General features: G+C 63.1%; 21 protein-coding genes. 9 read left to right on the top strand and 12 right to left on the bottom strand.

Annotated elements, in window-relative coordinates:
• Positions 1-63: 63 nt before the first annotated feature.
• From QRM57_RS03945 to QRM57_RS03920, 6 genes are read right to left on the bottom strand one after another with little or no spacing between them, the layout of a single operon-like run.
• Complete coding sequence (locus QRM57_RS03945; RefSeq protein ID WP_018777579.1) at positions 64-396, bottom strand: metal-sulfur cluster assembly factor; 333 nt, start codon at positions 394-396, stop codon at positions 64-66.
• Between the two features lie 13 nt (positions 397-409).
• Positions 410-1,195, bottom strand: coding sequence for a Fe-S cluster assembly ATPase SufC (sufC, locus tag QRM57_RS03940; RefSeq protein ID WP_257368127.1), 786 nt, complete (start codon positions 1,193-1,195; stop codon positions 410-412).
• A gap of 43 nt (positions 1,196-1,238) precedes the next feature.
• On the bottom strand, positions 1,239-1,595 hold the full coding sequence (locus tag QRM57_RS03935; RefSeq protein ID WP_257368128.1) for a non-heme iron oxygenase ferredoxin subunit: 357 nt from the start codon (positions 1,593-1,595) through the stop codon (positions 1,239-1,241).
• A gap of 21 nt (positions 1,596-1,616) precedes the next feature.
• Positions 1,617-2,930 (bottom strand): Fe-S cluster assembly protein SufD, encoded by a 1,314-nt coding sequence (gene sufD, locus QRM57_RS03930; RefSeq protein WP_257368129.1) that lies wholly within the window; start codon positions 2,928-2,930, stop codon positions 1,617-1,619.
• 2 nt (positions 2,931-2,932) lie between these two features.
• On the bottom strand, positions 2,933-4,396 hold the full coding sequence (sufB, locus tag QRM57_RS03925) for a Fe-S cluster assembly protein SufB (RefSeq protein WP_011774792.1): 1,464 nt from the start codon (positions 4,394-4,396) through the stop codon (positions 2,933-2,935).
• Positions 4,396-5,217 (bottom strand): helix-turn-helix transcriptional regulator, encoded by an 822-nt coding sequence (locus QRM57_RS03920; RefSeq protein ID WP_257368130.1) that lies wholly within the window; start codon positions 5,215-5,217, stop codon positions 4,396-4,398. Before QRM57_RS03920 ends, sufB begins: the two co-directional genes overlap by 1 nt.
• A gap of 110 nt (positions 5,218-5,327) precedes the next feature.
• Here QRM57_RS03920 and QRM57_RS03915 point away from each other — a divergent pair, with 110 nt between their 5' ends.
• The 3 genes from QRM57_RS03915 to QRM57_RS03905 are packed head-to-tail and all read left to right on the top strand — an operon-like array spanning position 5,328 to position 8,047.
• Entirely contained in the window at positions 5,328-6,293 is a 966-nt protein-coding gene (locus tag QRM57_RS03915) for an ABC transporter ATP-binding protein (protein ID WP_284985661.1), read from the top strand.
• The gene (locus QRM57_RS03910) at positions 6,290-7,054 is read left to right on the top strand and encodes an ABC transporter permease (RefSeq protein ID WP_284985660.1); all 765 of its coding nucleotides are present in this window, start codon (positions 6,290-6,292) and stop codon (positions 7,052-7,054) included. The genes QRM57_RS03915 and QRM57_RS03910 overlap by 4 nt, the downstream gene beginning before the upstream one ends.
• 48 nt (positions 7,055-7,102) lie before the next feature.
• A complete protein-coding gene (locus tag QRM57_RS03905) occupies positions 7,103-8,047 on the top strand; it encodes a COX15/CtaA family protein (RefSeq protein ID WP_284985659.1) in 945 nt (314 codons plus the stop codon).
• Here QRM57_RS03905 and QRM57_RS03900 read toward each other — a convergent pair.
• The 5 genes from QRM57_RS03900 to QRM57_RS03880 all read right to left on the bottom strand — a co-directional run bounded on the left by QRM57_RS03900 (position 8,044) and on the right by QRM57_RS03880 (position 13,586).
• Positions 8,044-9,999 carry an ABC transporter ATP-binding protein/permease gene (locus QRM57_RS03900; RefSeq protein ID WP_284985658.1) on the bottom strand — a complete coding sequence of 652 codons (1,956 nt, stop codon included), beginning with the start codon at positions 9,997-9,999 and terminating at the stop codon, positions 8,044-8,046. The genes QRM57_RS03905 and QRM57_RS03900 overlap by 4 nt on opposite strands.
• Entirely contained in the window at positions 9,996-11,162 is a 1,167-nt protein-coding gene (locus QRM57_RS03895; RefSeq protein ID WP_284985657.1) for an efflux RND transporter periplasmic adaptor subunit, read from the bottom strand. Before QRM57_RS03895 ends, QRM57_RS03900 begins: the two co-directional genes overlap by 4 nt.
• A complete protein-coding gene (locus QRM57_RS03890; protein ID WP_284985656.1) occupies positions 11,149-11,922 on the bottom strand; it encodes a hypothetical protein in 774 nt (257 codons plus the stop codon). Before QRM57_RS03890 ends, QRM57_RS03895 begins: the two co-directional genes overlap by 14 nt.
• 139 nt (positions 11,923-12,061) lie before the next feature.
• A complete protein-coding gene (locus QRM57_RS03885; RefSeq protein WP_284985655.1) occupies positions 12,062-12,442 on the bottom strand; it encodes a peptidase inhibitor family I36 protein in 381 nt (126 codons plus the stop codon).
• Between the two features lie 181 nt (positions 12,443-12,623).
• Positions 12,624-13,586 carry a heme o synthase gene (locus tag QRM57_RS03880; RefSeq protein ID WP_257368138.1) on the bottom strand — a complete coding sequence of 321 codons (963 nt, stop codon included), beginning with the start codon at positions 13,584-13,586 and terminating at the stop codon, positions 12,624-12,626.
• A gap of 435 nt (positions 13,587-14,021) precedes the next feature.
• On the opposite strand from QRM57_RS03880, the gene tkt reads away from it, so the two are divergent.
• Genes tkt through pgl form a run of 6 tightly spaced genes read left to right on the top strand, consistent with a single transcriptional unit; the run spans position 14,022 to position 22,245 of the window.
• Positions 14,022-16,139 carry a transketolase gene (tkt, locus tag QRM57_RS03875; protein WP_257368433.1) on the top strand — a complete coding sequence of 706 codons (2,118 nt, stop codon included), beginning with the start codon at positions 14,022-14,024 and terminating at the stop codon, positions 16,137-16,139.
• Positions 16,140-16,170: 31 nt separating this feature from the next.
• Positions 16,171-17,289 carry a transaldolase gene (tal, locus tag QRM57_RS03870; protein ID WP_235521735.1) on the top strand — a complete coding sequence of 373 codons (1,119 nt, stop codon included), beginning with the start codon at positions 16,171-16,173 and terminating at the stop codon, positions 17,287-17,289.
• A gap of 6 nt (positions 17,290-17,295) precedes the next feature.
• The gene (locus tag QRM57_RS03865) at positions 17,296-18,927 is read left to right on the top strand and encodes a glucose-6-phosphate isomerase (RefSeq protein WP_257368140.1); all 1,632 of its coding nucleotides are present in this window, start codon (positions 17,296-17,298) and stop codon (positions 18,925-18,927) included.
• A 15-nt stretch (positions 18,928-18,942) separates the two neighbouring features.
• Positions 18,943-20,499 carry a glucose-6-phosphate dehydrogenase gene (gene zwf, locus QRM57_RS03860; protein WP_235521733.1) on the top strand — a complete coding sequence of 519 codons (1,557 nt, stop codon included), beginning with the start codon at positions 18,943-18,945 and terminating at the stop codon, positions 20,497-20,499.
• On the top strand, positions 20,496-21,437 hold the full coding sequence (locus QRM57_RS03855; protein WP_257368141.1) for a glucose-6-phosphate dehydrogenase assembly protein OpcA: 942 nt from the start codon (positions 20,496-20,498) through the stop codon (positions 21,435-21,437). Before zwf ends, QRM57_RS03855 begins: the two co-directional genes overlap by 4 nt.
• Positions 21,427-22,245 carry a 6-phosphogluconolactonase gene (gene pgl, locus QRM57_RS03850; RefSeq protein WP_257368142.1) on the top strand — a complete coding sequence of 273 codons (819 nt, stop codon included), beginning with the start codon at positions 21,427-21,429 and terminating at the stop codon, positions 22,243-22,245. Before QRM57_RS03855 ends, pgl begins: the two co-directional genes overlap by 11 nt.
• Here the strand turns inward: pgl and QRM57_RS03845 are convergent.
• Positions 22,198-22,593 carry an RNA polymerase-binding protein RbpA gene (locus QRM57_RS03845; RefSeq protein ID WP_284985654.1) on the bottom strand — a complete coding sequence of 132 codons (396 nt, stop codon included), beginning with the start codon at positions 22,591-22,593 and terminating at the stop codon, positions 22,198-22,200. The genes pgl and QRM57_RS03845 overlap by 48 nt on opposite strands.
• Positions 22,594-22,630: the final 37 nt, after the last annotated feature.

Genomic DNA, 22,630 nt, shown 5'->3' with positions numbered 1-22,630 from the left:
ATGGTTCCGGGCACATTGCCCGGAACCATTCTTTTCCCGCTGCGAGCGGGTGAAACATGCTGATCAGATGTTGAAGCCGAGGGCCCGCATCTGGTCCTTGCCGTCGTCGGTGATCCGCTCGGGACCCCATGGCGGCATCCATACCCAGTTCAGGCGCCAGTCATCAACGACGCCGTCGAGCGACTTGCCTACCTGTTCTTCAAGCACGTCCGTCAGCGGGCATGCCGCCGTTGTCAGTGTCATGTCGATCAGGAGCGCGCCGTCTTCGTCTGAATACTTGAGCCCGTACAGAAGCCCCAGGTCCACTACATTGACGCCAAGTTCCGGGTCAATGACGTCCTTGAGCGCTTCCTCGACGTCCTCGAGGCTGGTGCGCGCCGCGTTGATTTCGGTCATGGAATGATCCTAACTAGGCCTGCACGGCAGGGGCAACGGCTACGCCGGCGCCGGGAGCGTAGCGGTCGTAGCCCTCTTCTTCGAGACGGTCGGCGAGCTCGGGGCCGCCTTCCTCAACAACCTTGCCGTCTACGAAAACGTGGACGAATTCAGGCTTGATGTAGCGCAGGATACGCGTGTAGTGGGTGATGAGCAGCGTGCCCATGTTGCCCTCTTCGTGCGCGCGGTTAACGCCCTCGGACACTACCTTGAGGGCGTCGACGTCAAGGCCGGAGTCGGTCTCGTCGAGGATGGCGAACTTCGGCTTGAAGAGTTCCAACTGGAGGATCTCGACGCGCTTCTTCTCGCCACCGGAGAAGCCTTCGTTGACGTTGCGCTGGGCAAAGTCAGCGTCGATGCGCAACTGCTGCATCGCTGCCTTGACGTCCTTGGTCCAGGTGCGAAGGGCCGGCGCTTCGCCGTCGATGGCTGTCTTGGCGGTGCGCAGGAAGTTGGTCATGGTCACACCGGGAACCTCTACCGGGTACTGCATGGCCAGGAAAACGCCTGCACGTGCACGCTCGTCGACGCTCATCTCCAGGACGTCTTCGCCGTCCAGGGTGATGGTGCCGCTCGTGACCGTGTAACGCGGGTGGCCGGCGATGGTGGAGGCGAGGGTGGACTTGCCCGAACCGTTGGGACCCATGATGGCGTGGGTTTCACCGGTCTTGATGGTCAGGCTGACGCCCTTCAGGATCTCCTTGGTGCCCTGCTCCGTCTCAATGCTGACGTGCAGGTCCTTGATCTCAAGAGTTGACATGCTCTTCTTTCTTTTCGTTCGTAAGTCTGGCGGTACTGGGTGCTCAGTAGTTATCTACCGATGCACCGTTCACAACGTTGGTCACGTCCACATAGACGTCGTCGCCATCGATGGTGACGGCGAAAACCGGGACGGGGTCATAGGCAGGCAGCTGGAGGGGCTGGCCGCTGCGCAGGTCGAACTGGGAACCATGTCCCCAGCACTCGATCGCACAGCCTTCAACCTCACCTTCGGACAGTGAGATGTCTGCGTGCGAGCAGGTATCGCCGATGGCGTGGATTTCGCCCATCGAGTCCCTCACGATGGCTACGGGGTAGTCACCGATCAGGACGCGCAGCGCCTGCTTGACCTGGATGTCATTGGCGTTGCATACCAGTTCGCCCTTGGTTTCTTCACTCATGGTTGTCCTGCCTGGCCTGTCTTAGTTGTCGGTCGCGGCGAGTTCGCGCTCAACAGCCGCGGTCAGGCGCTCTTCGATTGCCGGGACCTTGATCTGCTGGATGATCTCGTTGAGGAAGCCCCGGACCACCAGGCGGCGGGCAACCTTTTCGGGAATGCCACGGGCCATCAGGTAGAACAAGTGCTCGTCATCGAAACGGCCGGTGGCGCTGGCGTGGCCGGCCCCCTCGATCAAACCGGTTTCGATTTCCAGGTTTGGCACGGAGTCTGCGCGGGCGCCATCGGTGAGGACCAGGTTGCGGTTGGCCTCGTAGGTGTCAGTGCCTTCTGCTTCCTTGCGGATGAGGACGTCGCCGACCCACACGCTGTGGGCATTCCGACCCTGCAGTGCGCCCTTGTAGAGGACCCTCGACTTGCAGTTGGCCACGGCGTGGTCAACGAACAGGCGCTGCTCCAGGTGCTGCCCGGCATCGGCGAAGTAGAGACCGAACATCTCGACGTCGGCGCCAGGTGCGGTGAAGCGGGTGGACGGCGTGACACGCACGAGGTCGCCGCCAAGGCTGACCACGATGTGCTTGAACTTGGCATCGCGGCCGATTTTCGCCTGCTGCGATGACGCGTGGACAGCGGTGTCAGCCCATTCCTGGAGTGAGATCACTGTCAGTTCAGCACCGTCTTCGACGATGATCTCGACGTTCTCGGACACCACGGCAGTGCCCTGGTGGTCAAGGACAACGACAGCCTTGGAGAAGCGCTCCGCCACAATCACGATGTGCTGGGCTGACGGTGCCTCTCCGGCGCCGGTGACCAGGACCGAAACTTCGCTTTCGGCCTGCAGTTCGGCGGGGACAGTGACAACCGTTGCTTCGGCAAAGTTCTCCCATGCATTGGCGGACACGAGGTCCTCCGGGATGGCTGCCTGGCCAATGCGCTTGTCGTCGCGGCCCACGGTCTCAACAACGACGCCGGCAGGCGCCGTGACGCTGACAGTGGGAGCTGCACCGTTGAGCACCTCGGTGTGGAGGCCGCGCAGGCGCTTCAGCGGGGTGAAGCGCCAGTCTTCCTCAAGGCCGTTCAACGGCTTGAAGTCAGCCAGCTTGTATGAGGTGAGACGGCCTGCACGGGAGCTGTCGGGGATGCCCACGCCGCCACCATGCGAGTGGCTCTTGGCCGAAGCGCCGCCGAGCGGACCAGCGGAAGGCTGCTCCGACGTCGTGCTGGTGTTCGTTCCGGTGTTGACGGGCGAAAGGTTCTCGCCTTCCTCGGTGAAGCCGTTGATAAACGGCTGGGCCGAGGGCGCGCCGATGCGCGCCTTTTCTGTTGTGATATCAGTCATTGTTAACCGACGGACCCTTCCATCTGCAGTTCAATCAAGCGGTTCAGCTCAAGGGCGTACTCCATGGGGAGTTCACGGGCGATCGGCTCAATAAAGCCGCGCACGATCATGGCCATGGCCTCGTCTTCGGGCATGCCGCGGGACATCAGATAGAAGAGCTGCTCTTCGCTGACGCGGGAAACGGTGGCCTCGTGGCCCATGACAACGTCATCCTCGCGGATGTCGATGTACGGGTACGTATCCGAGCGGGAAATCGTGTCCACCAGGAGGGCATCGCAACGGACCGTGTTGGCCGAGTGCTTGGCGCCCTCGCGGACCTGGACCAGGCCGCGGTAAGCTGCACGGCCGCCACCGCGGGCCACGGACTTGGAAATGATGGAGCTCTTGGTGTTCGGAGCGATGTGAACCATCTTGGACCCGGTGTCCTGGTGCTGGCCCTCGCCTGCGAAGGCGATCGACAGCGTCTCACCCTTGGCGTGCTCGCCAACGAGGTAGACGGCCGGGTACTTCATGGTCACCTTGGAACCGATGTTGCCATCGATCCACTCCATGGTGGCGCCCTCTTCGCAGATGGCGCGCTTGGTGACCAGGTTGTACACGTTGGTGGACCAGTTCTGGATGGTCGTGTAGCGGACGCGGGCGCCCTTCTTCACGATGATCTCCACGACAGCCGAGTGCAGGGAATCCGAGGTATAGATCGGCGCCGTGCAACCTTCGATGTAGTGAACGTAGGAGTCTTCATCGGCGATGATGAGCGTGCGCTCGAACTGGCCCATGTTTTCCGTGTTGATGCGGAAGTAGGCCTGCAGCGGGATGTCCACGTGAACGCCCTTGGGCACGTACACGAAGGAACCGCCGGACCACACGGCCGTGTTAAGCGAAGCGAACTTGTTGTCGCCCACGGGGATGATGGTTCCGAAGTACTCCTGGAAGATCTCCGGGTGCTCGCGCAGCGCGGTGTCGGTGTCCAGGAAGATGACGCCCTGGGCTTCCAGGTCCTCACGGATCTGGTGGTACACGACCTCGGATTCGTACTGTGCCGCGACACCGGATACCAAGCGGCTGCGCTCAGCTTCGGGGATGCCGAGCTTCTCGTAGGTGTTCCGGATGTCTTCCGGAAGGTCTTCCCACGTTGCCGCCTGCTTCTCGGTGGAACGCACAAAGTACTTGATGTTGTCGAAGTCGATGCCGGAGAGGTCTGCACCCCAGGTGGGCATGGGCTTACGGTCGAAGTACTTCAGGCCTTTAAGGCGCAGATCGAGCATCCATTCGGGCTCGTTCTTCTTCGAGGAGATGTCGCGGACGACCTCCTCGTTGAGGCCACGACGGGCGTTGGCGCCTACGTCGTTCTTGTCGGCCCAGCCGTACTCGTAGTTTCCGATACCGTGCAGTTCGGGATTCTTCTCCAGAATCTCCGAGATCACAGTGCCGTCGGCTACCGCTTTCTCTGCTATTTGGTCCGTCATCACGGCCTTTCTTGCTGGTTGTTTGATTCCTGGTACGGACTCACGGACTGCTCTTCGGCACCTGTAGGCACCGTGGCAGCCAAGCGCCCGGTAGGTATGTGGGTAGTGCAAACATGTCCGCCCTGCGCGAGCGTAGACAGCCGCCGGACGTCGACGCCGACCAGACGGGAAAAGACCTTGGTTTCGGTGTCGCAAAAAACGGGGAATTCAGCAGCGAGGCGCTGGATTGGGCAATGTCCCTGGCAGAGTTGCACGCTGGACAATGCCGCCGGCAGGGGTGCCTTGGCTTCGATGGAATGTGCTGAGGCAACAAATCCGTCGCGGCTCAGGGCCGTTGACAAAGCCAGGGCCCGGGCTGTGATGTCGTCCCCTGCTGCTTCCACTTCCGGGGCGTACCGGCGTTCCATATCCGAGAAGCGCTCTTCTGCGTACTCGCGGACCGCGTCTTCACCGGCCAGCTCCTGGAGGCGCCGGAGCGCGGAACTGGCGATGTTCAGGTAGTCGTCGCCGAGCTTGGACTGTCCTTGGGAGCTGAGCACGTACCGGCGTGCGGGGCGGCCGGCGCCGGACCCGGCCTTCGCTACCCGCTTGACCTCGATGACGCCGGAGCGTTCCAAGTGGTCAAGGTGCCTGCGAACAGCGGCGGGGGTAAAACCGAGGAGGTCGCCGAGCTCGGCGGCACTCACGGGTCCGTTCTCAAGCACGGCGCTGAGGACACGGTCACGGGTGCGGTCATCCGCGTCCGGCAACGCAGGCGCGGCAACGGGTGCCCCTGCTGCTGCAGCATGCCGCTTTAGGGGCATGGAAACTGGACTGCTCATGGAATACACAAAACAATCATGTCGTAATTTGTTTCATGCATCCAGTAAGGCAAGACTGACCTACGCCTGCCCGCCAAGTGTGACCGTACTACTTCCCGTAGAATACTCTGGTGCGATCACCCGATTCCCCTGTCCTCGCCATAGACGGACTAATTAAGGATGTAGGCCCCCTGGCCTCCCTTGACGGCAAGATGCTCCGGGTAGTCAGCGGGCTGTCCCTGGTGGCTGAGCGCGGTCAGGTGACTGCCCTGCTTGGGGCCAATGGTGCCGGCAAGACCACCACGCTTGAGTGTGCCCAGGGCCTGCAGAGGCGGACCGGTGGCAGTATTTCCCTGCTCGGTGAGGACCCGGATACAGCGGGGGCCCAGCTGAGGTCCCGCGTAGGCGTGATGCTCCAGGATGGTGGCCTGCCGCCGTCGGCCCGTCCCATCGCGTTGCTCCGGCACATTGCCGGCATGTACCAAAACCCCATGGATATCGACGCGCTGGTGCAGCGCCTCGGAATCGACCAGTTCAGCCGCACCACCGTGCGTCGGCTCTCCGGCGGCCAAAAGCAGCGACTGGCGTTGGCAGCGGCTTTGGTGGGAAATCCGGAGATCCTGTTCCTGGATGAGCCAAGCGCGGGTCTGGATCCGCAGTCGCGGCAGGTGGTCTTCGACCTGATTGCGGAACTTCGCGACGCCGGTATGGGGATCGTCCTGACGACGCACCTCATGGACGACGCCGAACGCCTTGCGGATTATGTCTACATCATCGACGGCGGCCATAACGTCGTGGAGGGTACTGTTGCCGATCTCCTCCGGCACGACCACGGCACTGAGGCCAGCATTGCTGAGCGGACCCTGTACTTCGACGCTCCCGCCGGCCTGGACTTCACAGGCGTCCTTGGCGGGGCGTTGCTAGTCAGCGAGAGCCGGGCAGGCAGTTACTCGGTAACCGGCGAACTTACTCCCAAGGACCTCGCTGCCTTGACGGCCTGGTGGGCAGAGCGGAACATCATGCCTGCCTCGCTGCGCTTGGAAGCCCGTAGCCTGGAAGACGTGTTCCTTGACATCTCCGGAAGGGACGTCCGATGAGCAAACTGCTTACACCCAACGCCGGGCCGGCGTCGTTGCCCCGCAGGATCATGCAGCAAGGGCGCTACGAAACCATCACCATGCTCCGCAATGGCGAGCAACTGATCCTCGCGATCGTCCTGCCGCTGATGGCGCTGGTAGGACTGGTTGTTACCCCCTTGCTCGACGGCCTTGGCGGTTCCCGGGTAGATGTTGCCACTCCAGGAATCCTGGCCCTATGCGCCATGTCCACGGCCTTCACCGGCCAGGGCATCGCAACGGGCTTTGACCGCCGGTACGGCGTCCTCCGTTTCCTGTCCACCACTCCCCTCGGCCGAACCGGGTTGATTGCCGGAAAGGTCCTGGCAGTCCTGGTGGTCCTGGTACTCCAGGTCCTGGTGGTGGGGGCCGTTGCGGGCTTGCTGGGATGGCAGCCCAGGCCCGAAGCCTGGCTTCCTGGACTTGGCTTGCTGGTGCTTGGCGCTGCGTCCTTCACTGCATTGGGTCTGCTGGTGGCCGGCACAGTTCGCCCCGAGGCTACCCTGGCCATCACCAACCTGGTGTGGATACTCTTCGGCGCCCTGGGTGGAATCGTTGTACCGGCCCAGCGCCTCCCCGCCCTGGTGCAGAGCATTGTGCATTACCTTCCATCCGGAGCGTTGGGCGAGGCCATGCGGGAAGCGTTCCTGCACGGTACCGTCGCCCTGCCCGCCGTCCTGGTCCTCCTCCTGTGGACGGTACTGGCCGGTGCCGCCGCCATCCGCTGGTTCAAGTGGAACTGACCCGGCCCGGAATCAACCAACCAAGCAGAACTGAGAAGTGAGAAAACTGTGAGCACGGCTTCGCGCCTTCCGAAAACCGTCCAGCGCCTGACGTCCAAGTTGCCGACCGAGGTCAACACGACTGTCCGCCGTCTGGCCCTGTTCTCGCTTATCGGGCAGACCGTCCTGGTTGTCACCGGCGGCGCTGTCCGCCTCACTGCCTCCGGCCTGGGTTGCCCCACATGGCCGCGGTGCACCAGCGACTCGCTGGTGAACACTCCTGAAATGGGAGTTCACGGATTCATCGAGTTCGGCAACCGACTCCTGACATTCGCCCTCGCGGCCGTCGCCGCGCTCATGTTGGTGTACTTGTGGAACCTCCGCAAGGAACGGCGCGATCTCTTCCTTTTGGCGTTGGGCCTGCTGGCAAGCATCCCGGCGCAGGCCATCATCGGCGGAGTCACTGTCCTTTCCGGGCTTAACCCCTGGGTGGTGGGTCTGCACTTCCTGGTGTCCATGGCACTGGTTGTCTTTGCGACACTCCTGGTGAACCGGGCCTACGGCCGGACGGGCCGTTTCATGAACCGCACCTTGCCGGCGCTGCCAAGCGTGGCCCGTCCGCTCATGCTTGCCGTTGCTGTGTTCTCTGCTCTCTCCGTCATGCTGGGCGTCGTGGTCACAGGTGCCGGGCCGCACGCCGGCGACGCAGACGCGCCACGCAACGACCTTGACTGGGATCTTTTCTCGCATATCCACGCCGTGCCTGCATACCTCATTACCGGCGGCACCCTCTTCGCCATCTACCTGGTAATCCGCCACCGCATACCGGGGCTTTTCCGCACTGCAGCGTACTTGCTGCTCGGGGTGACACTGCTCCAGGCCGTGATCGGCTTCACGCAGTACTACAACGGTATTCCGGCCCTGCTTGTGGGTGCGCACATGTTCGGTGCGGCCGTCCTGATGAGCGCCGCCACCAATGCTGCCGACATTGCGACGTCCAGCCCGGTGCGCTAGCTTCGGATCAATTGGGCCGGGTTGGCCCGTGAGGCGATCACTGCAGGGTAGACCGCAGAGAGAATCCCGCTGAGCAGTCCGGCCAGGATTCCCCAACTTGCCGTGTAATCGGGGAGGATCGGCACCCAACCTTCGCTGGAGGCATAGGCCAACGCCGCGAAGATACCAACGGTTGCCCCTGCAGCACCCCCGAGGACGCCCACTACTGCCCCCTCCACCAGGAACATGGCCGCTACGGTGCTTCTCCGCATCCCCAGGGCGAGCCTGAGGGCAATCTCGGCCGACCTTGCAAGAACGCCCACGTACATCGTTGTTCCTGCGCTGAGGCTGGCGATGGCAAGCAGGATCACCGAAACTATCGCCACCAGTCGTCCGAGGTCCGTGTTGATGCCGTGCTTGAGGTCCCTCAGGTCGGCCACGGTCTGTACTTCGACAGTATCTGTCGCTGCGGGATCCAGGACTTTCGGCAGCGCTTCAGCTATGGCAGCAGGCGCTCCGGGCTGGGTACGCACCACCACCTGCGCTGCCATTTTCGACGTCATCGGGTAGGAACCAACGCCCACCACCACGGCACCCGAGAGCACAGGATCGCGGCCCGGTTCTTCGATGAGTCCCACCACGGGCACGGGTTGGCCATACAGCCAGAGCACGACGCCGGGTCCTGGCCTTCCGACGCCCAGTTGACGGGCAGCATCCAGGCCAATGAGGGCCACGGGCCTTCCGAACGATTGGTCAAGCAACGCTGTGTCACCGTACCGGACAGCTACTCCTTGTGTCCGCAGATAGGCGGAATCCGCCACACGGACGGCACCGTTGAAAGCACCCGGTGCCGGCAGGGACCCCGGACGGAACGTCGATGGCTGCACCTCGCTGGCTGGAAGGTCTGCCACCACACCAGCGTCAACCACCCCCGGCAACGCCAGCACCGACGACACGTCGCTCCGCACAGCTTCCCAAGATGAATACCCGGTTTTCCTGGAGACTTTGACCTCGTCGTGGGCTTCGACGTCCAGGCGGGTCGAAACCTTGATGGCGGCGCTTTCACTGAGTCCTACGGCCGCCCCAAGACCACCACTTCCCAACAGGAACGCCAGAACCAGGAGGAGGGCTTTGGCAGGGCGAAGTGTCAGCGCTGAGAGTGCATCCGCCGTAAGGTCGACGATTTCATGACGACGGCGCCTCACCAGACCGGGCCGGTGGCCGGCCGGGGCAGGATCCGTGCCTGCAGCGGTCCTTGCTGGTTCGCAACTGCCGGTATCACCGACGATCCAGCCATCCTGCATGGTCACGATCCTGTCCGCCGAGGCAGCAAGGCCCGGATCGTGCGTGACCAGGATGACGGTCGTGCCGCACCGATGAAGCTCTCGGAGGTGGTCCACAACGATCTGCCCATTGGCAGAGTCGAGGCTGCCCGTGGGTTCATCAGCCAACACCACCTCGGGAGCTCCAATGACGGCCCTCGCCATGGCAAGGCGTTGACGTTCGCCCCCGGAGAGCATGGAAGCCGGTGTGTTCCTGCGGCGCTCCAACCCGAACCTGCGCAAGGCCGGCACCAGCAGCTGTGCCTGTGTCTTCGGAGCAATGCCCCGCGCCCTGAGTCCAAGTACTGCGTTACGGGCCGTTGAGTCCCGGCCCACCATGTTCGACTCCTGGAAGACGAAACCAAAGACTCTCCCCCGCAGCTCGGCCCGCTGCTTGGTCCGGACTGCTGCAATGTCCTCGCCGTGGAGGAGATAGGTGCCTGAACTGGGGGTATCAAGGAGTCCAAGGATGTTCAGGAGCGTGGATTTTCCGGAACCCGATGGGCCCACGATCGCAAGGAATTCACCTGGGTGGACATCGAGGTCCACCTCCTGCAGGACTTTGGCGCCCGGGAATGCACGGCCCACATTTCGCAGGGAAAGGAGCGGCCTTCCGTCGTGCGGCTGTAGCTGATGTTCTCCTTCGCTCATGGCAGCAGGACCGAATCTCCCACGGCGAGGCCGCCGCCGTCGTCTATGGCGGCCCAACCGTCGGCTTGTGCCGTAACGGTCACGTCGATCCGGCGTGGGCCATCAGGGCCGCTGAGCTGGACGTATGCTATGCCGTTCTCCTGTCGGATCGCGATAAGCGGTACCGCCAGCGATTCAGGAGGAACACTTCCCGAGGTCACGGTCACAGACTGTTCAGGACTGAGTCCCTGGGCTCCGGCGGGTATGGGCAGGGTGATGTCCACTCCCGGGACTTCGTTCTTGCTCTCATCTCCTTCTACGAAGGCACTGACCGCGGCTACCGAGGAATCCATGCTTGCGGAGCCTGCCCTGACGGTGGCCGGCGCGCCCACTGCGAAATCCTTGGCTTGAAGAAGATTCGCCCTCGCCACGATCGTGTCCTCAGCAATGGCAATATGGGCCACGACACCATCCTCCGGCAGTAGCGTTCCGACGGCGGCCATGGAGGCGATCCTGCCTGTGTCACCAGGAACCTGCACAAATTCCCGCCAGGAAAACATGACGGTCGAAGCTTCCAAGGATTTGCCGCCGCCGTTCGTGGCCGCGGAAACAGATTCCAGCGGTGAAGGGGCCTCGAAGCCTGCGTTGCCGTACCAGGTCTTCAAGGCGCTTTGCGTGGGCTGATCAAAGATGCCACTGATTTTCACATCAAGACCGAGCCCGACCAAGGCCCGCTGCAGCGCTTGGACGTCAATGCCCGCATCGCCGGGCTTGATGTCGCGGTATAGCGGCACGCTGGCCTGGATCATCAGGAGCGGGCGGCCGGATACGACGGCGAGCAGTTCCCCGGGAGCTACGCTGTCCCCTGCGGCTTTCGGCGTTGATGTGAGAATCAGCCTGTCTGTACCCTCAGGCAGGCTGGCCCGGACAGCGGACGTTGCCCCGGCGACCACCCTGCCGGTAAGGATGGCCTGCTGGTTCACCGCCCGCTTCTGGACAGTTGCAGAGACGGGAATCTCCGCAGGGGGCTCGTAGTGTGGCCCCGCGGACGCCGCTGCAGCCGATCCGGCCCAGTAAGCTGCGACCAAGCCTGCGACCACCAGCGCGACACAGGACAGAAGCAACCACCATCGTGGCACGCGCGTCATGGCACGGCGGCTGAGTGCCGTCTCAGAGTCGGGCATCAGCCACGCCATGATCGCGGAGGACTTGCCTGGCCCTCTCCACCGCAGCGCTCTTTTGTTCCGCCAAAGCGTTCAGTTCTGCCTGGTGATCCTTCATTTGGGCTGCCTGGTACTGCGCAAAGATGTCGTACGGCTTGCGTGCGCCCCCGCTGGATTCCTTGCATTCAACGTCAAGCAGTGCAACGCGGATTTCATCCTCCGTTAACCCGCTCGACTCGACGGTCCAGGTATCACCGGCCCTGAGCTTCAATCCTTTCGAGGCGAGGCATCGCTGCCAGGCCTCGCGATATTCGACGTACTCAGCATCACGCTCTGTGAGCCCGACAGCATTTTGAGTTATCTGTTGCTGGACAGACAGGTCACCGGCCAGCCCCTCAAGGAGCTCCGGAAACCCGGCCCGTCCTACAGCGTTCATGCACGTGGTTTCTGCCCGCTGATGCTCCGGGCTCAAGGCAGGTCTGGCCGGCTGTTCCGGCATCACGCCGGGGATCTTACGGATCTCGGGCTTTTGACCGTTCTTAGCGGCCAGCATCTTGGACCACTGCCCGTAACGGCGGTCTTGAAGTCCTTTCCCGTCGCCGCCCCATGGTGCCACGGTGTATCCGGCGTGCTCGACGCAGTCGTAGACAAGGAATGCCACCGCGGAATTGACCAGGATATTCTCCCGGTCGGAGTACCAGTAGGCACTCATCGGGAGCGCTACCTCTCCAGTGGCGTCATTGAGGACCGCCCGCGCACCTGCTCCTGCTGCGCGATTCACAACAGGAAGGCTCGGCGTTGACGTTGGCGCGGGCGGGACGTGGTCCACGGGCGAACAGGCTGTGACGATGCCTGAAACCACCAGCATCGTCACAGCGCCGCATACGGCTTGAGGCAGGGTCGTTGCATTGCGCAATCGGTCAGCCCCAGACACTCGTGATTTCGTCGTCCCAGTTCCTGCCGGCCACCATGGCACTGCCCCTCAGGTCGTTCATGGCGTTCCCGCCCCGGAAGATGATGCTGTATCCCGAGAAGTTGTCATCAACGTAGAAATAGACATACGGAGAAGCCGGATCGGCCGCTGGCCCTACCACCAGGGAACTTGCCTTGTCGTTGGCTGCCGTTCCGACGTTGGAGGTCACCCAGCCGAAGGTTCGCTGCGTTCCCGTAAACCAATAGTCGTCGTAGAGGCAGACCCTTGCCGTGGAGCAAGCCGGTGCGGCCTGGGCGGCGGAAACGCCCGTCAGGACCGAAGCCCCTGCAATGGTCATCACTCCGGCAGTACGCAATAGCTTCTTCATCGCTTCCCCAAGTCTTCGTCGGAAATGGAACAGCTTTGTTCCGCTTCGAACGGTAGGGGGTGTATTGCGACACCTAGTCGCCATCCAACCCAACTAGGTGTTGTTTGCGCAGAAAATGAGTGCTTGGAGCCCTGAACTAGGTGCTGAAGGAAGCCGTGTAGGTGGTGCGGGCAGAGTCGGCTTAGCCGCCGATAAGCGGTGAACCAATGAAGGGATCGACTGCCAGCGCGATGAACAGCAGTGTCAGGTAGCTGATGGAGCCGTGGAAGACCTTCATGGCGCCCTTGTTGGAGACGTCGCCGCCCTGTGCACGCTTGTAGAGGGCGTGGCTCTCGTAGAGGAACCAGGCGCCGGCAGCAACCGCGACGATGGTGTAAACCCAGCCGGCACCGCCAACAGGAACCATGAGGAGCGAGCAGGCAACCATGGCCCAGGCATAGAGGACGACCTGCACCGAAACCACTTTGGCTCCGGCGATTGCTCCGAGCATGGGTACGTTGGCGTTGCGGTAATCCTCGCCGTAGCGCATGGACAACGGCCAGTAGTGCGGAGGCGTCCAGAGGAAAATCACCATGAAGAGGACAATCGCCGGCCACTCAACGGTGTTGGTCACAGCGGCCCAGGCGATAAGGACCGGGAAGCAACCGGCGGCGCCGCCCCACACGATGTTCTGGGCTGTTCGGCGCTTGAGGATCATGGTGTAGATCACCACGTAGAAGACAATTGCCCCCAGGCCAAGCCATGCGGACAACGGATTCGCGCCGAACCAAAGGATCGCGATGGAAGCGGCACCAAGGATCCAGGCGAAGACCAGTGCTTCCCGCGGAGTCACTTCACCGGTAACCAGCGGACGCTTCTCCGTGCGGTGCATCAGTTTGTCAATGTCGCGGTCGATGTAGCAGTTGAAAACGCCCGCACTGCCGGCAGCGAATGCGCCACCGACCAAAGTTGCCAGAATCAGCCCGATGGAAGGGAATCCCCGCTGCGCAAAGATCATGGTGGGCAGCGTGCTGACCAGCAGGAGTTCGATGACACGGGGTTTGGTCAGAGCCAGATACGCCTTGAATTTACGGGACATTCCAATGCTTCCCCGGGCCGGGGACGCGTTGACGGGCGTATCAGTTGTGCTCACGGCGGCAGTCACTCTGTTCTATGCTCTGGGGTTCTCGCAGCGGCTGCCGTCCCGGTTTTCGAAAGCAAACACGGGCGCATGAACCGCTGGTGGCCTCCAAATATCATACCGTGGCCGGAAGTGGCCCAATGTCCGCAAAATTCGTCAATGTTTCCGAATCTTCACTCCCGCGCCGGGCCATCGTGATTCATATAAGGGAATTTCTGTCCAGTTATTGGGATTCCCTGAGTTCCATGACACGTTTGGGGCTAAGCTGGTGAGCAGATCAGCACACGTTGAGCATCCGGGAAACCGTATTCTCGGATATCCGTGCGTCTGGATGAGAGATCAACGTTTCAATGGTGAACGGCTGGTAGACACATTGCAGCGGGCGCCATCCTGTGCTTCCTGCGTGCTGTCCGTACGCCTGCCGTCAGCACAGAGAGGGGCTCGGTTTTCGTGCCACATTTGGAAGAGCAAGAACTGTCATGGACCGATCTGGACAAGAAGGCTGTTGACACCGTTCGCGTGTTGGCCGCCGACGCCGTGGAGAAGGTCGGCAATGGCCACCCTGGTACGGCAATGAGCTTGGCTCCGGCAGCGTACCTGCTGTTCCAGAAGCTGATGCGCCACGACCCGAAGAACCCGGACTGGATCGGCCGTGACCGTTTCGTCCTGTCCCCCGGCCACACATCGCTGACGCTCTACATCCAGCTTTTCCTCTCCGGCTATGGCTTGGAGTTGAAGGACCTTGAGGCACTGCGTACCTGGGGTTCGCTGACCCCGGGCCACCCCGAGTACAAGCACACCGCCGGTGTGGAGATCACCACTGGCCCGCTCGGCCAGGGCCTCGCATCCGCCGTTGGGTTCGCTTACTCGCAGCGCCGCCAGCGCGGCCTGTTCGACGCCGATGCTCCCGCCGGCGAATCGCCGTTCGACCACACCATCTGGGTGATCGCATCCGACGGCGACCTGCAGGAAGGTGTCACGTCCGAGGCGTCCTCGCTGGCCGGGCACCAGGAACTGGGCAACCTCGTAGTGATCTACGACGAGAACCACATCTCCATCGAAGACGACACCGACATCGCGTTCACAGAGGACGTCCTCAAGCGCTACGAAGCCTACGGCTGGCACACCCAGCGCGTGGACTGGACCAAGACCGGCGACTACGTCGAAGACGTCCAGGAACTGTACTCGGCCCTGCAGGCTGCGAAGGCTGAAACGAACAAGCCGTCCATCATTTCGCTGCGCACCATCATCGGCTACCCGGCCCCGAAGAAGCAGAACACCGGCAAGATCCACGGCTCCGCACTGGGCGCCGAGGAAGTCGCAGCGCTCAAGACGGTGCTCGGTTTCGACCCGGCCAAGTCCTTCGACGTTGACGAAGAAGTCCTGGCCCACGCCCGCAAGGTCCTGGACCGCGGCGCTGAGTCGCGTGCTGCCTGGCAGACCTCGTTCGAGGCATGGCAGGCCGCCAACCCGGACGCTGCTGCCCTGCTTGAGCGCGTTGAAGCCAAGAAGCTTCCCGTTGGCATTGACGCCGCACTTCCGGTGTTCGAAGCCGGCAAGGATGTATCCACCCGTGCCGCCTCCGGCAAGGTCCTGAACGCCATTGGCCCGGTCCTTCCCGAACTCTGGGGCGGCTCCGCCGACCTCGCCGAGTCCAACAACACCACGATCGAAGATTCGCCGTCGTTCATCCCGACGTCGCGTTCCACGGACGCCTGGAAGGGCAACCCGTACGGACGTGTCCTGCACTTCGGTATCCGTGAGCACGCTGCCGCGTCGATCGTGAACGGTATCTCCCTGCACGGCCGCACCCGGGCATTCTCCGGCACGTTCCTGATCTTCAGCGACTACCAGCGCCCGGCCATCCGCCTCGGCGCACTCATGGGTGTTCCGTCCCTGTACGTCTGGACCCACGATTCCATCGGCCTGGGCGAAGACGGACCTACCCACCAGCCTGTCGAGCAGCTCGCGTCACTGCGCGCCATCCCGGGCCTGGACGTTGTCCGCCCCGGCGACGCCAACGAGGTCTCTGCCGCATGGAAGGCCATGCTGGAGAACCACGAAAACCCTGCCGGCATCGTGCTCACCCGCCAGAACATCCCCACCTACGCCCGCGGCGAAGGCGAGGCTGCCGGTGACACCTTCGGTTCCACCGCAGGTGTTGCCAAGGGTGGCTACGTCCTGGCCGAAGCCTCCAAGGACGGCGAGACGGTCGACCCGCAGGTGATCCTGATCGGCACCGGTTCAGAGGTCCAGCTCGCGGTCGCTGCCCGCGAAGCCCTCCAGGCCGAAGGCATCGCTGCCCGCGTGGTTTCCATGCCCTGCGTTGAATGGTTCAACAAGCAGGACGAGGCCTACCGCGAGTCTGTCCTTCCCGCGTCCGTAAAGGCCCGCGTTTCCGTTGAGGCCGGCCTGGCCCTGGGTTGGAAGGAATTCGTCGGCGACGCCGGCCGTTCCATCTCCCTGGAACACTTCGGCGCCTCCGCCGACTACAAGCGGCTCTTCAACGAGTTCGGCATCACCGCCGAAGCCGTTGCCGCCGCAGCCAAAGACTCCCTCGCGGACACCAACGCGTAACAGTCTGAACCCCAAAACAGGAGAAATACACATGTCTACTACTCCCACCCAGCAACTCTCCGACGCCGGCGTTTCGATCTGGCTCGATGACCTCTCCCGTACACGCCTTGAGACCGGCACCCTGCAGAAGTTGATCGACGAGAAGAACGTGGTTGGCGTGACAACCAACCCGTCCATCTTCCACGCCGCCATCACCGCCGGTACCGACTACGACGCCACCATCGCCGCCAAGGCCGCTGCCGGCGCCAGCGTCGAAGAGACCATCTTCGAAATCACCACAACGGATGTTGCGGACGCCTGCGATCTGTTCGCACCGATCGCCGCTGCCACCAACGGTGTCGATGGCCGGGTCTCCATCGAGGTGGATCCCCGCCTCGCCTGGGACACCGAGGGAACCATCGCTGAAGCCAAGAACCTCTACGCCAAGGTCAACAAGGACAACGTCCACATCAAGATCCCGGCAACACTGGAAGGCCTGGAAGCCATCACGGCAACCTTGGCCGAGGGAATCAGCGTCAACGTGACCCTGATCTTCTCCCTGGAGCGCTACCGCGCCGTCATCAACGCTTTCCAGTCCGGCCTGGAGCAGGCCAAGGAGAACGGCCACGACCTCTCCAAGATCCACTCCGTGGCTTCCTTCTTCGTCTCCCGCGTTGACTCCGAGATCGACAAGCGCCTCGACGCCATTGGCACCGAAGAGGCCAAGGCACTCAAGGGCAAGGCAGGCGTAGCCAACGCACGCTTGGCCTACCAGGTCTACGAAGAGCTCTTCTCCACTGAGCGCTGGGCAGTACTGGCCGAGGCCGGGGCCCTGCCCCAGCGGCCGCTGTGGGCGTCCACAGGCGTAAAGGACCCGGCGTACCCGGACACTCTTTACGTCACCGAGCTCGTTGCCGCCGGAGTGGTCAACACCATGCCGGAGAAAACGCTCGACGCCACGTTCGACCACGGTGTCGTCACCGGGGACACCATCACGGGGACCTACGACGAAGCGAACGAGACCCTCAACGCCCTCGAAGCACTGGGAGTCTCCTACAACGACGTCGTCACCCTCCTGGAGACCGAAGGCCTCGAGAAGTTTGTTGGCTCCTGGAAGGAACTCCTCGCCGACGTCGAAGGCGCACTCGTCACCGCACGGAAGGCTTCCTAACCCACTATGAGCACAATCAGCTACGACGCCAGCGGTGCCGCCCAGCAGGCCATCGCCCAGCACATCGACGGCCTGGTCGAGGAAAAGATCGCCACGCGGATTTTCGCCAAGGACCACACACTGTGGGGCCCTGATGCGGAGTCCGAGTCGGCGATCCGCCTCGGCTGGGTAGAAGCCGCCACAGTGTCCCAGGCCTTGGTCGCGGACATCCTGGAACTTCGTGATTCCCTCCGTGCCGAAGGAGTCTCACGCATTGTCCTCTGTGGCATGGGTGGCTCGTCCTTGGCTCCCGAGGTTATTGCCGGCACCGCCGGCGTCGAGCTGACCGTGCTGGACAGCACCGACCCCGAACAGGTAGGTGCTGCCCTGGCTGACCGGCTGGAGGAAACGGCCATCGTCGTTTCCTCCAAGTCGGGCTCCACCGTGGAAACCGACTCGCAGCGGCGCGTATTCGAGAAGGCGTTCACAGACGCCGGTATCGATGCCAAGAGTCGCATCGTCATCGTCACCGATCCTGGTTCCCCCTTGGACAAGGCATCCCGCGAGGCAGGCTACCGGGCGGTGTTCAACGCCGATCCCAACGTTGGCGGCCGGTTCTCTGCACTCACTGCTTTTGGCTTGGTTCCTTGTGGCCTTGCCGGAGTGGACATCCAGGCGTTCCTGGATGAAGCCGAGGAAGCGGCCGAGATCCTCAACGAGGACTCGGCAGACAACATCGGCCTGGCTTTGGGCAGCGCCCTGGGCGGCACCAACCCCCTTCGCAACAAGATCGTCATTGCAGAGGACGGCTCCGGCATTGTTGGCTTTGCCGACTGGGCTGAACAGCTCATTGCGGAATCCACGGGCAAGCTGGGAACCGGCCTCCTGCCGGTCGTGGCCGGTCCTGAATCCCCGGAGGCCCTCAACGGAGCCGAGGATGTCCTGGTGGTTCGGCTGGTAGGTGCCGACGCCGACGTCGAACTTCGCGAAAACGAGGTTGCAATCGCCGGCGGACTGCCTACCCAGATGTTCGTCTGGGAGTTTGCCACCGCGGTCGCGGGCCGTCTTTTGGGCATCAACCCCTTTGACCAGCCCGACGTCGAAGCCGCCAAAGTGGCCGCCCGCGGCCTGCTTGATGCACGCCCGGAGCCCACACCGGCCGCTTTCACGGACGGTGTGGTGGAAGTGCGCGGTGGTGACTGGCTCGGTTCTGCTGCGACCGTGGCCGAAGCCGTGCAGGCGCTCCTCGACCAGCTCGGCGCGGACGGCTACCTGAGCGTCCAGGCGTACCTGGATCGCATTTCCTACGCCCCCCTTGAGGGGATCCGGGATGAGCTTGCCGCTGCGAGCGGCCGCCCGGTCACGTTTGGCTGGGGTCCCCGGTTCCTTCATTCCACCGGCCAGTTCCACAAGGGCGGACCGGCCATCGGCGTTTTCCTGCAGGTCACTGCCGCCGCTTCCACCGATCTCGAAATCCCGGAGCGCCCGTTCACGTTCGGGCAGCTCATCGCCGCGCAGGCATCGGGTGACGCCCAGGTCCTTGAAGGACACGGCCGTCCTGTGCTGCGCCTGCACCTCACCGAGCGCGCCGCAGGTGTAGCGCAGCTCCAGGACGTCGTCGCTGCGCTTGCCGGCCAGGCCAGCGCACTCGAAAGCTAAGGCACAAAACACAACATGCCAGAAACTGAAAACGGCAGGAAGAACGCCGGCCTGCGGAACCCCTTGCGGGATCCGCGGGACCGGCGCCTGAACCGCATCGCCGGGCCTTCGTCGTTGGTGTTCTTCGGAGTCACCGGCGACCTCGCCCGTAAGAAACTCATGCCCGCGGTCTACGACCTCGCAAACCGTGGCCTGCTGCCTCCCAGCTTCGCTTTGGTGGGCTTCGGCCGGCGCGAGTGGGACAACGCCGACTTCGCCGCCGAGGTGAAGGAAAACGTCAAGGCCAACGCCCGGACAAAGTTCGATGAAGGGGTCTGGGAGCAGCTTGCGTCCGGTATCCGCTTTGTCCAAGGCGAGTTCGACGACGACGACGCTTTCGAGCGCCTTGGCGACGTCCTGGACGAACTTGACGAGACGCGCGGTACCCGCGGCAACCATGGTTTCTACCTGTCCATCCCGCCCAAGGCTTTTGAACAGGTGTGCCGCCAGCTGTCCAAGCATGGCTTGGCCCAGGCCAAGCCCGGCCAGTGGCGTCGTGTGGTCATTGAGAAACCGTTCGGCCACGACCTGGAATCCGCGCGTCAGTTGAACGACATTGTCGAATCGGTGTTCCCGCCGGACGCCGTGTTCCGGATCGACCATTATCTGGGCAAGGAGACGGTGCAGAACATTCTCGCCCTGCGCTTCGCGAACCAGTTGTTCGAGCCGCTCTGGAACGCCAACTACGTTGACCACGTGCAAATCACCATGGCCGAAGACATCGGCACCGGGGGCCGTGCAGGCTACTACGACGGCGTGGGCGCAGCCCGCGATGTCATCCAGAACCACCTGTTGCAGCTTCTGGCCCTGACGGCCATGGAAGAACCCATCTCCTTCAACGCCGATGACCTGCGCGCTGAGAAGGAAAAGGTCCTCGCCGCCGTCAAGCTGCCCGAAGACCTGTCCACCCATTCGGCGCGTGGGCAGTTCACCGGCGGCTGGCAGGGCGGCGAGGAAGTCCTCGGATACCTGGACGAGGACGGTATCCCCGCCGACTCCAAGACCGAGACCTACGCTGCGATCCGGGTGGACATCAACACCCGCCGTTGGAACGGTGTTCCGTTCTACCTGCGTGCGGGCAAGCGCCTCGGCCGCCGCGTCACCGAGATTGCCGTGGTGTTCAAGCGTGCACCAAACCTGCTTTTCCGTGACCACGGTGAGGACGACTTCGGCCAGAACGCTGTGGTGATCCGCGTCCAGCCCGATGAGGGCGCCACGATCCGTTTCGGGTCAAAGGTACCGGGCACCCAAATGGAAGTCCGCGATGTCACCATGGACTTCGGGTACGGGCATTCGTTCACGGAGTCCAGCCCCGAAGCTTACGAACGCCTCATCCTGGACGTGCTGCTGGGCGAGCCGCCACTGTTCCCCCGGCACCAGGAAGTCGAACTGTCCTGGAAGATCCTCGACCCGTTCGAGGATTACTGGGCCGGGCTCGACGAACAACCGCAACCTTACGCCCCCGGCAGTTGGGGGCCGGCCTCGGCCGACGCCCTGCTGGCACGTGACGGACGAACCTGGAGAAGGCCATGATCGTAGATCTTCCCGATACCACCACTTCCAAGATCTCCAAGAAGATCATGTCGCTCCGCGAACAGGGCGGCGTGATCGCCCTGGGCCGCGTCCTTACCTTGGTGGTCGTCACCAAGTCCGGGCAGGAAGAGGAAGCCATCGAGGCGGCCAACGAAGCCAGCCGGGAACACCCCTGCCGGATTATCGTGCTCGCTGACGCCGGCGCTGAAGGCCCTGACCGCCTGGACGCGCAGATCCGCGTCGGTGGCGACGCCGGCGCGTCCGAGGTCATTGTCCTGCGCGGCCACGGCCATATGGCCCACGAAAGCGAATCCCTGGTTGCCGCTTTGCTGCTTCCGGATGCTCCCATCGTTGCCTGGTGGCCGCACGGTGCACCGGAAAGCGCGTGTGAGACGTCGATCGGCCGCATAGCGCACCGCCGGATCACGGATTCGGCCAACGAACCCGATCCGCGCCTGGCGCTGGAGAACATCCGGTCCACGTACAAGGCCGGCGACACCGACCTCGCGTGGACGCGCCTGACCAACTGGCGCATGCAACTGGCCGCTGTCTTCGACCAGGTGGACGGAGACCCCGTTTCGGCCATTGCGGTCGAGGGTGCCTCGGATTCTCCCAGTACGTTGCTGCTCGCTGCGTGGTTGAGCCTTGCCCTGCAGGCCCCCGTCACGATTGTGGCTGATCCGGCAGGCACTGGCATTCGCCGGGTCCGCCTGACGCGTGCCAGCGGTGACGTGCAGTTGTTCCGCCCCGGCCTGTCCGTGGCGGAACTGACCCAGCCCGGTCAACCGGCCCAGCGCATCACGCTTCCCCGCCGGAGCCTCAAGGACTGCCTGGCCGAGGAACTGCGTCGACTCGATCCCGACGAAGTCTTCGGAGAAGTGATTACGATGGGACTGCCACTTACCAGCCAGAGGAGAGTCCAGACCAGTGCACGCTGAGCCAAGAGTAAGCATCCACCCCGACTCCAAGGTGCTGATGGCCGCCATTGCGGCCCGCCTGATCACCAAGCTCGTGGACGTCCAGGACAAACACGGTGAAGCCACGGTAGTCCTGACCGGCGGCACTGTTGGCATTGGAACATTGAAGGCAGTGGCCGACTCGGCTGCGGCTCCCGCGGTGGACTGGTCCAAGGTCAACTTCTGGTGGGGCGATGAGCGTTTCGTTTCTGCGGACAGCGATGAAAGGAACACCCGCCAGGCGCACCAGGCTCTGTTGTCCCACCTGGATGTGGATCCGGCCCGTGTCCACGAACCCGGTTCGACCGACCAGTTCGCTTCCTCCGAGGAAGCAGCTGCTGCCTACGCCGATGAGCTTAAGGCTGCCGCAGAAGCGGAACACGCAGCAGACATGTCCGATGACAGGCCGGAGCACCCGGGCGTACTCCCCCGATTCGACATCCTTCTTCTCGGCGTTGGCCCGGACGCGCATGTGGCGTCCCTGTTCCCTGAACAGGCGGGCATCCGGGAGAAGACCCGCACGGTGGTAGGCGTAGAGAACTCGCCGAAGCCGCCGTCGTCGCGCATCTCGCTGACTCTTCCAGCCATCAACACCGCCCAGGAAATCTGGATGGTGGTTGCCGGTGAGGATAAGGCCGGTGCTGTTGGGTTGGCCCTTGCCGGCGCCAACCCGGTACAAGTCCCGGCAGCGGGCCCTGTGGGCCGTTCGAGGACTCTGTGGCTTATCGACGAGAACGCAGCGTCACGAGTCCCCCAGCAACTTGTCCGGAAGGACCCCGCGGGCGCGTAACCGCTCCAACGCTCCAGCCAGGACCACTTCAGCGTCCTGGCTGGAGCGTCGCTCTTTAACGTAGTCCAAGTGCGATTTGAAGATCTCGTCCTCCGGCCGCGATGAGGCAGGATGGCTGGGGTCCCTGGAAGCAGGCAGGCCGCATTTGGGGCAATCCCAGGACTTGGGTATCTGCTCTTCCGGAAGTTTCAGGAATACCAGTTGCGTTTCGTGGCCCTTGGCGCACCAATACGGCACGCGGATGCGGGGCAGCTGTTGCCCTTCGCCATGGTCGCTGTGATTTCTGGGTGCGGATCCTTGGGCGACCCCTACTCGGGTGCCCCGGTAACCGGGCGTGCCATGAACCATTTTCGAACCCCTAGCGAGTCGGTGGTCGGCCGTCACG

The organism is Arthrobacter sp. fls2-241-R2A-172 (genome assembly GCF_030208885.1).
Lineage (GTDB): Bacteria > Actinomycetota > Actinomycetes > Actinomycetales > Micrococcaceae > Arthrobacter.
Note: the sequence above shows the minus strand (reverse complement) of the source record. Positions and strands in the feature narration are given on the sequence as shown.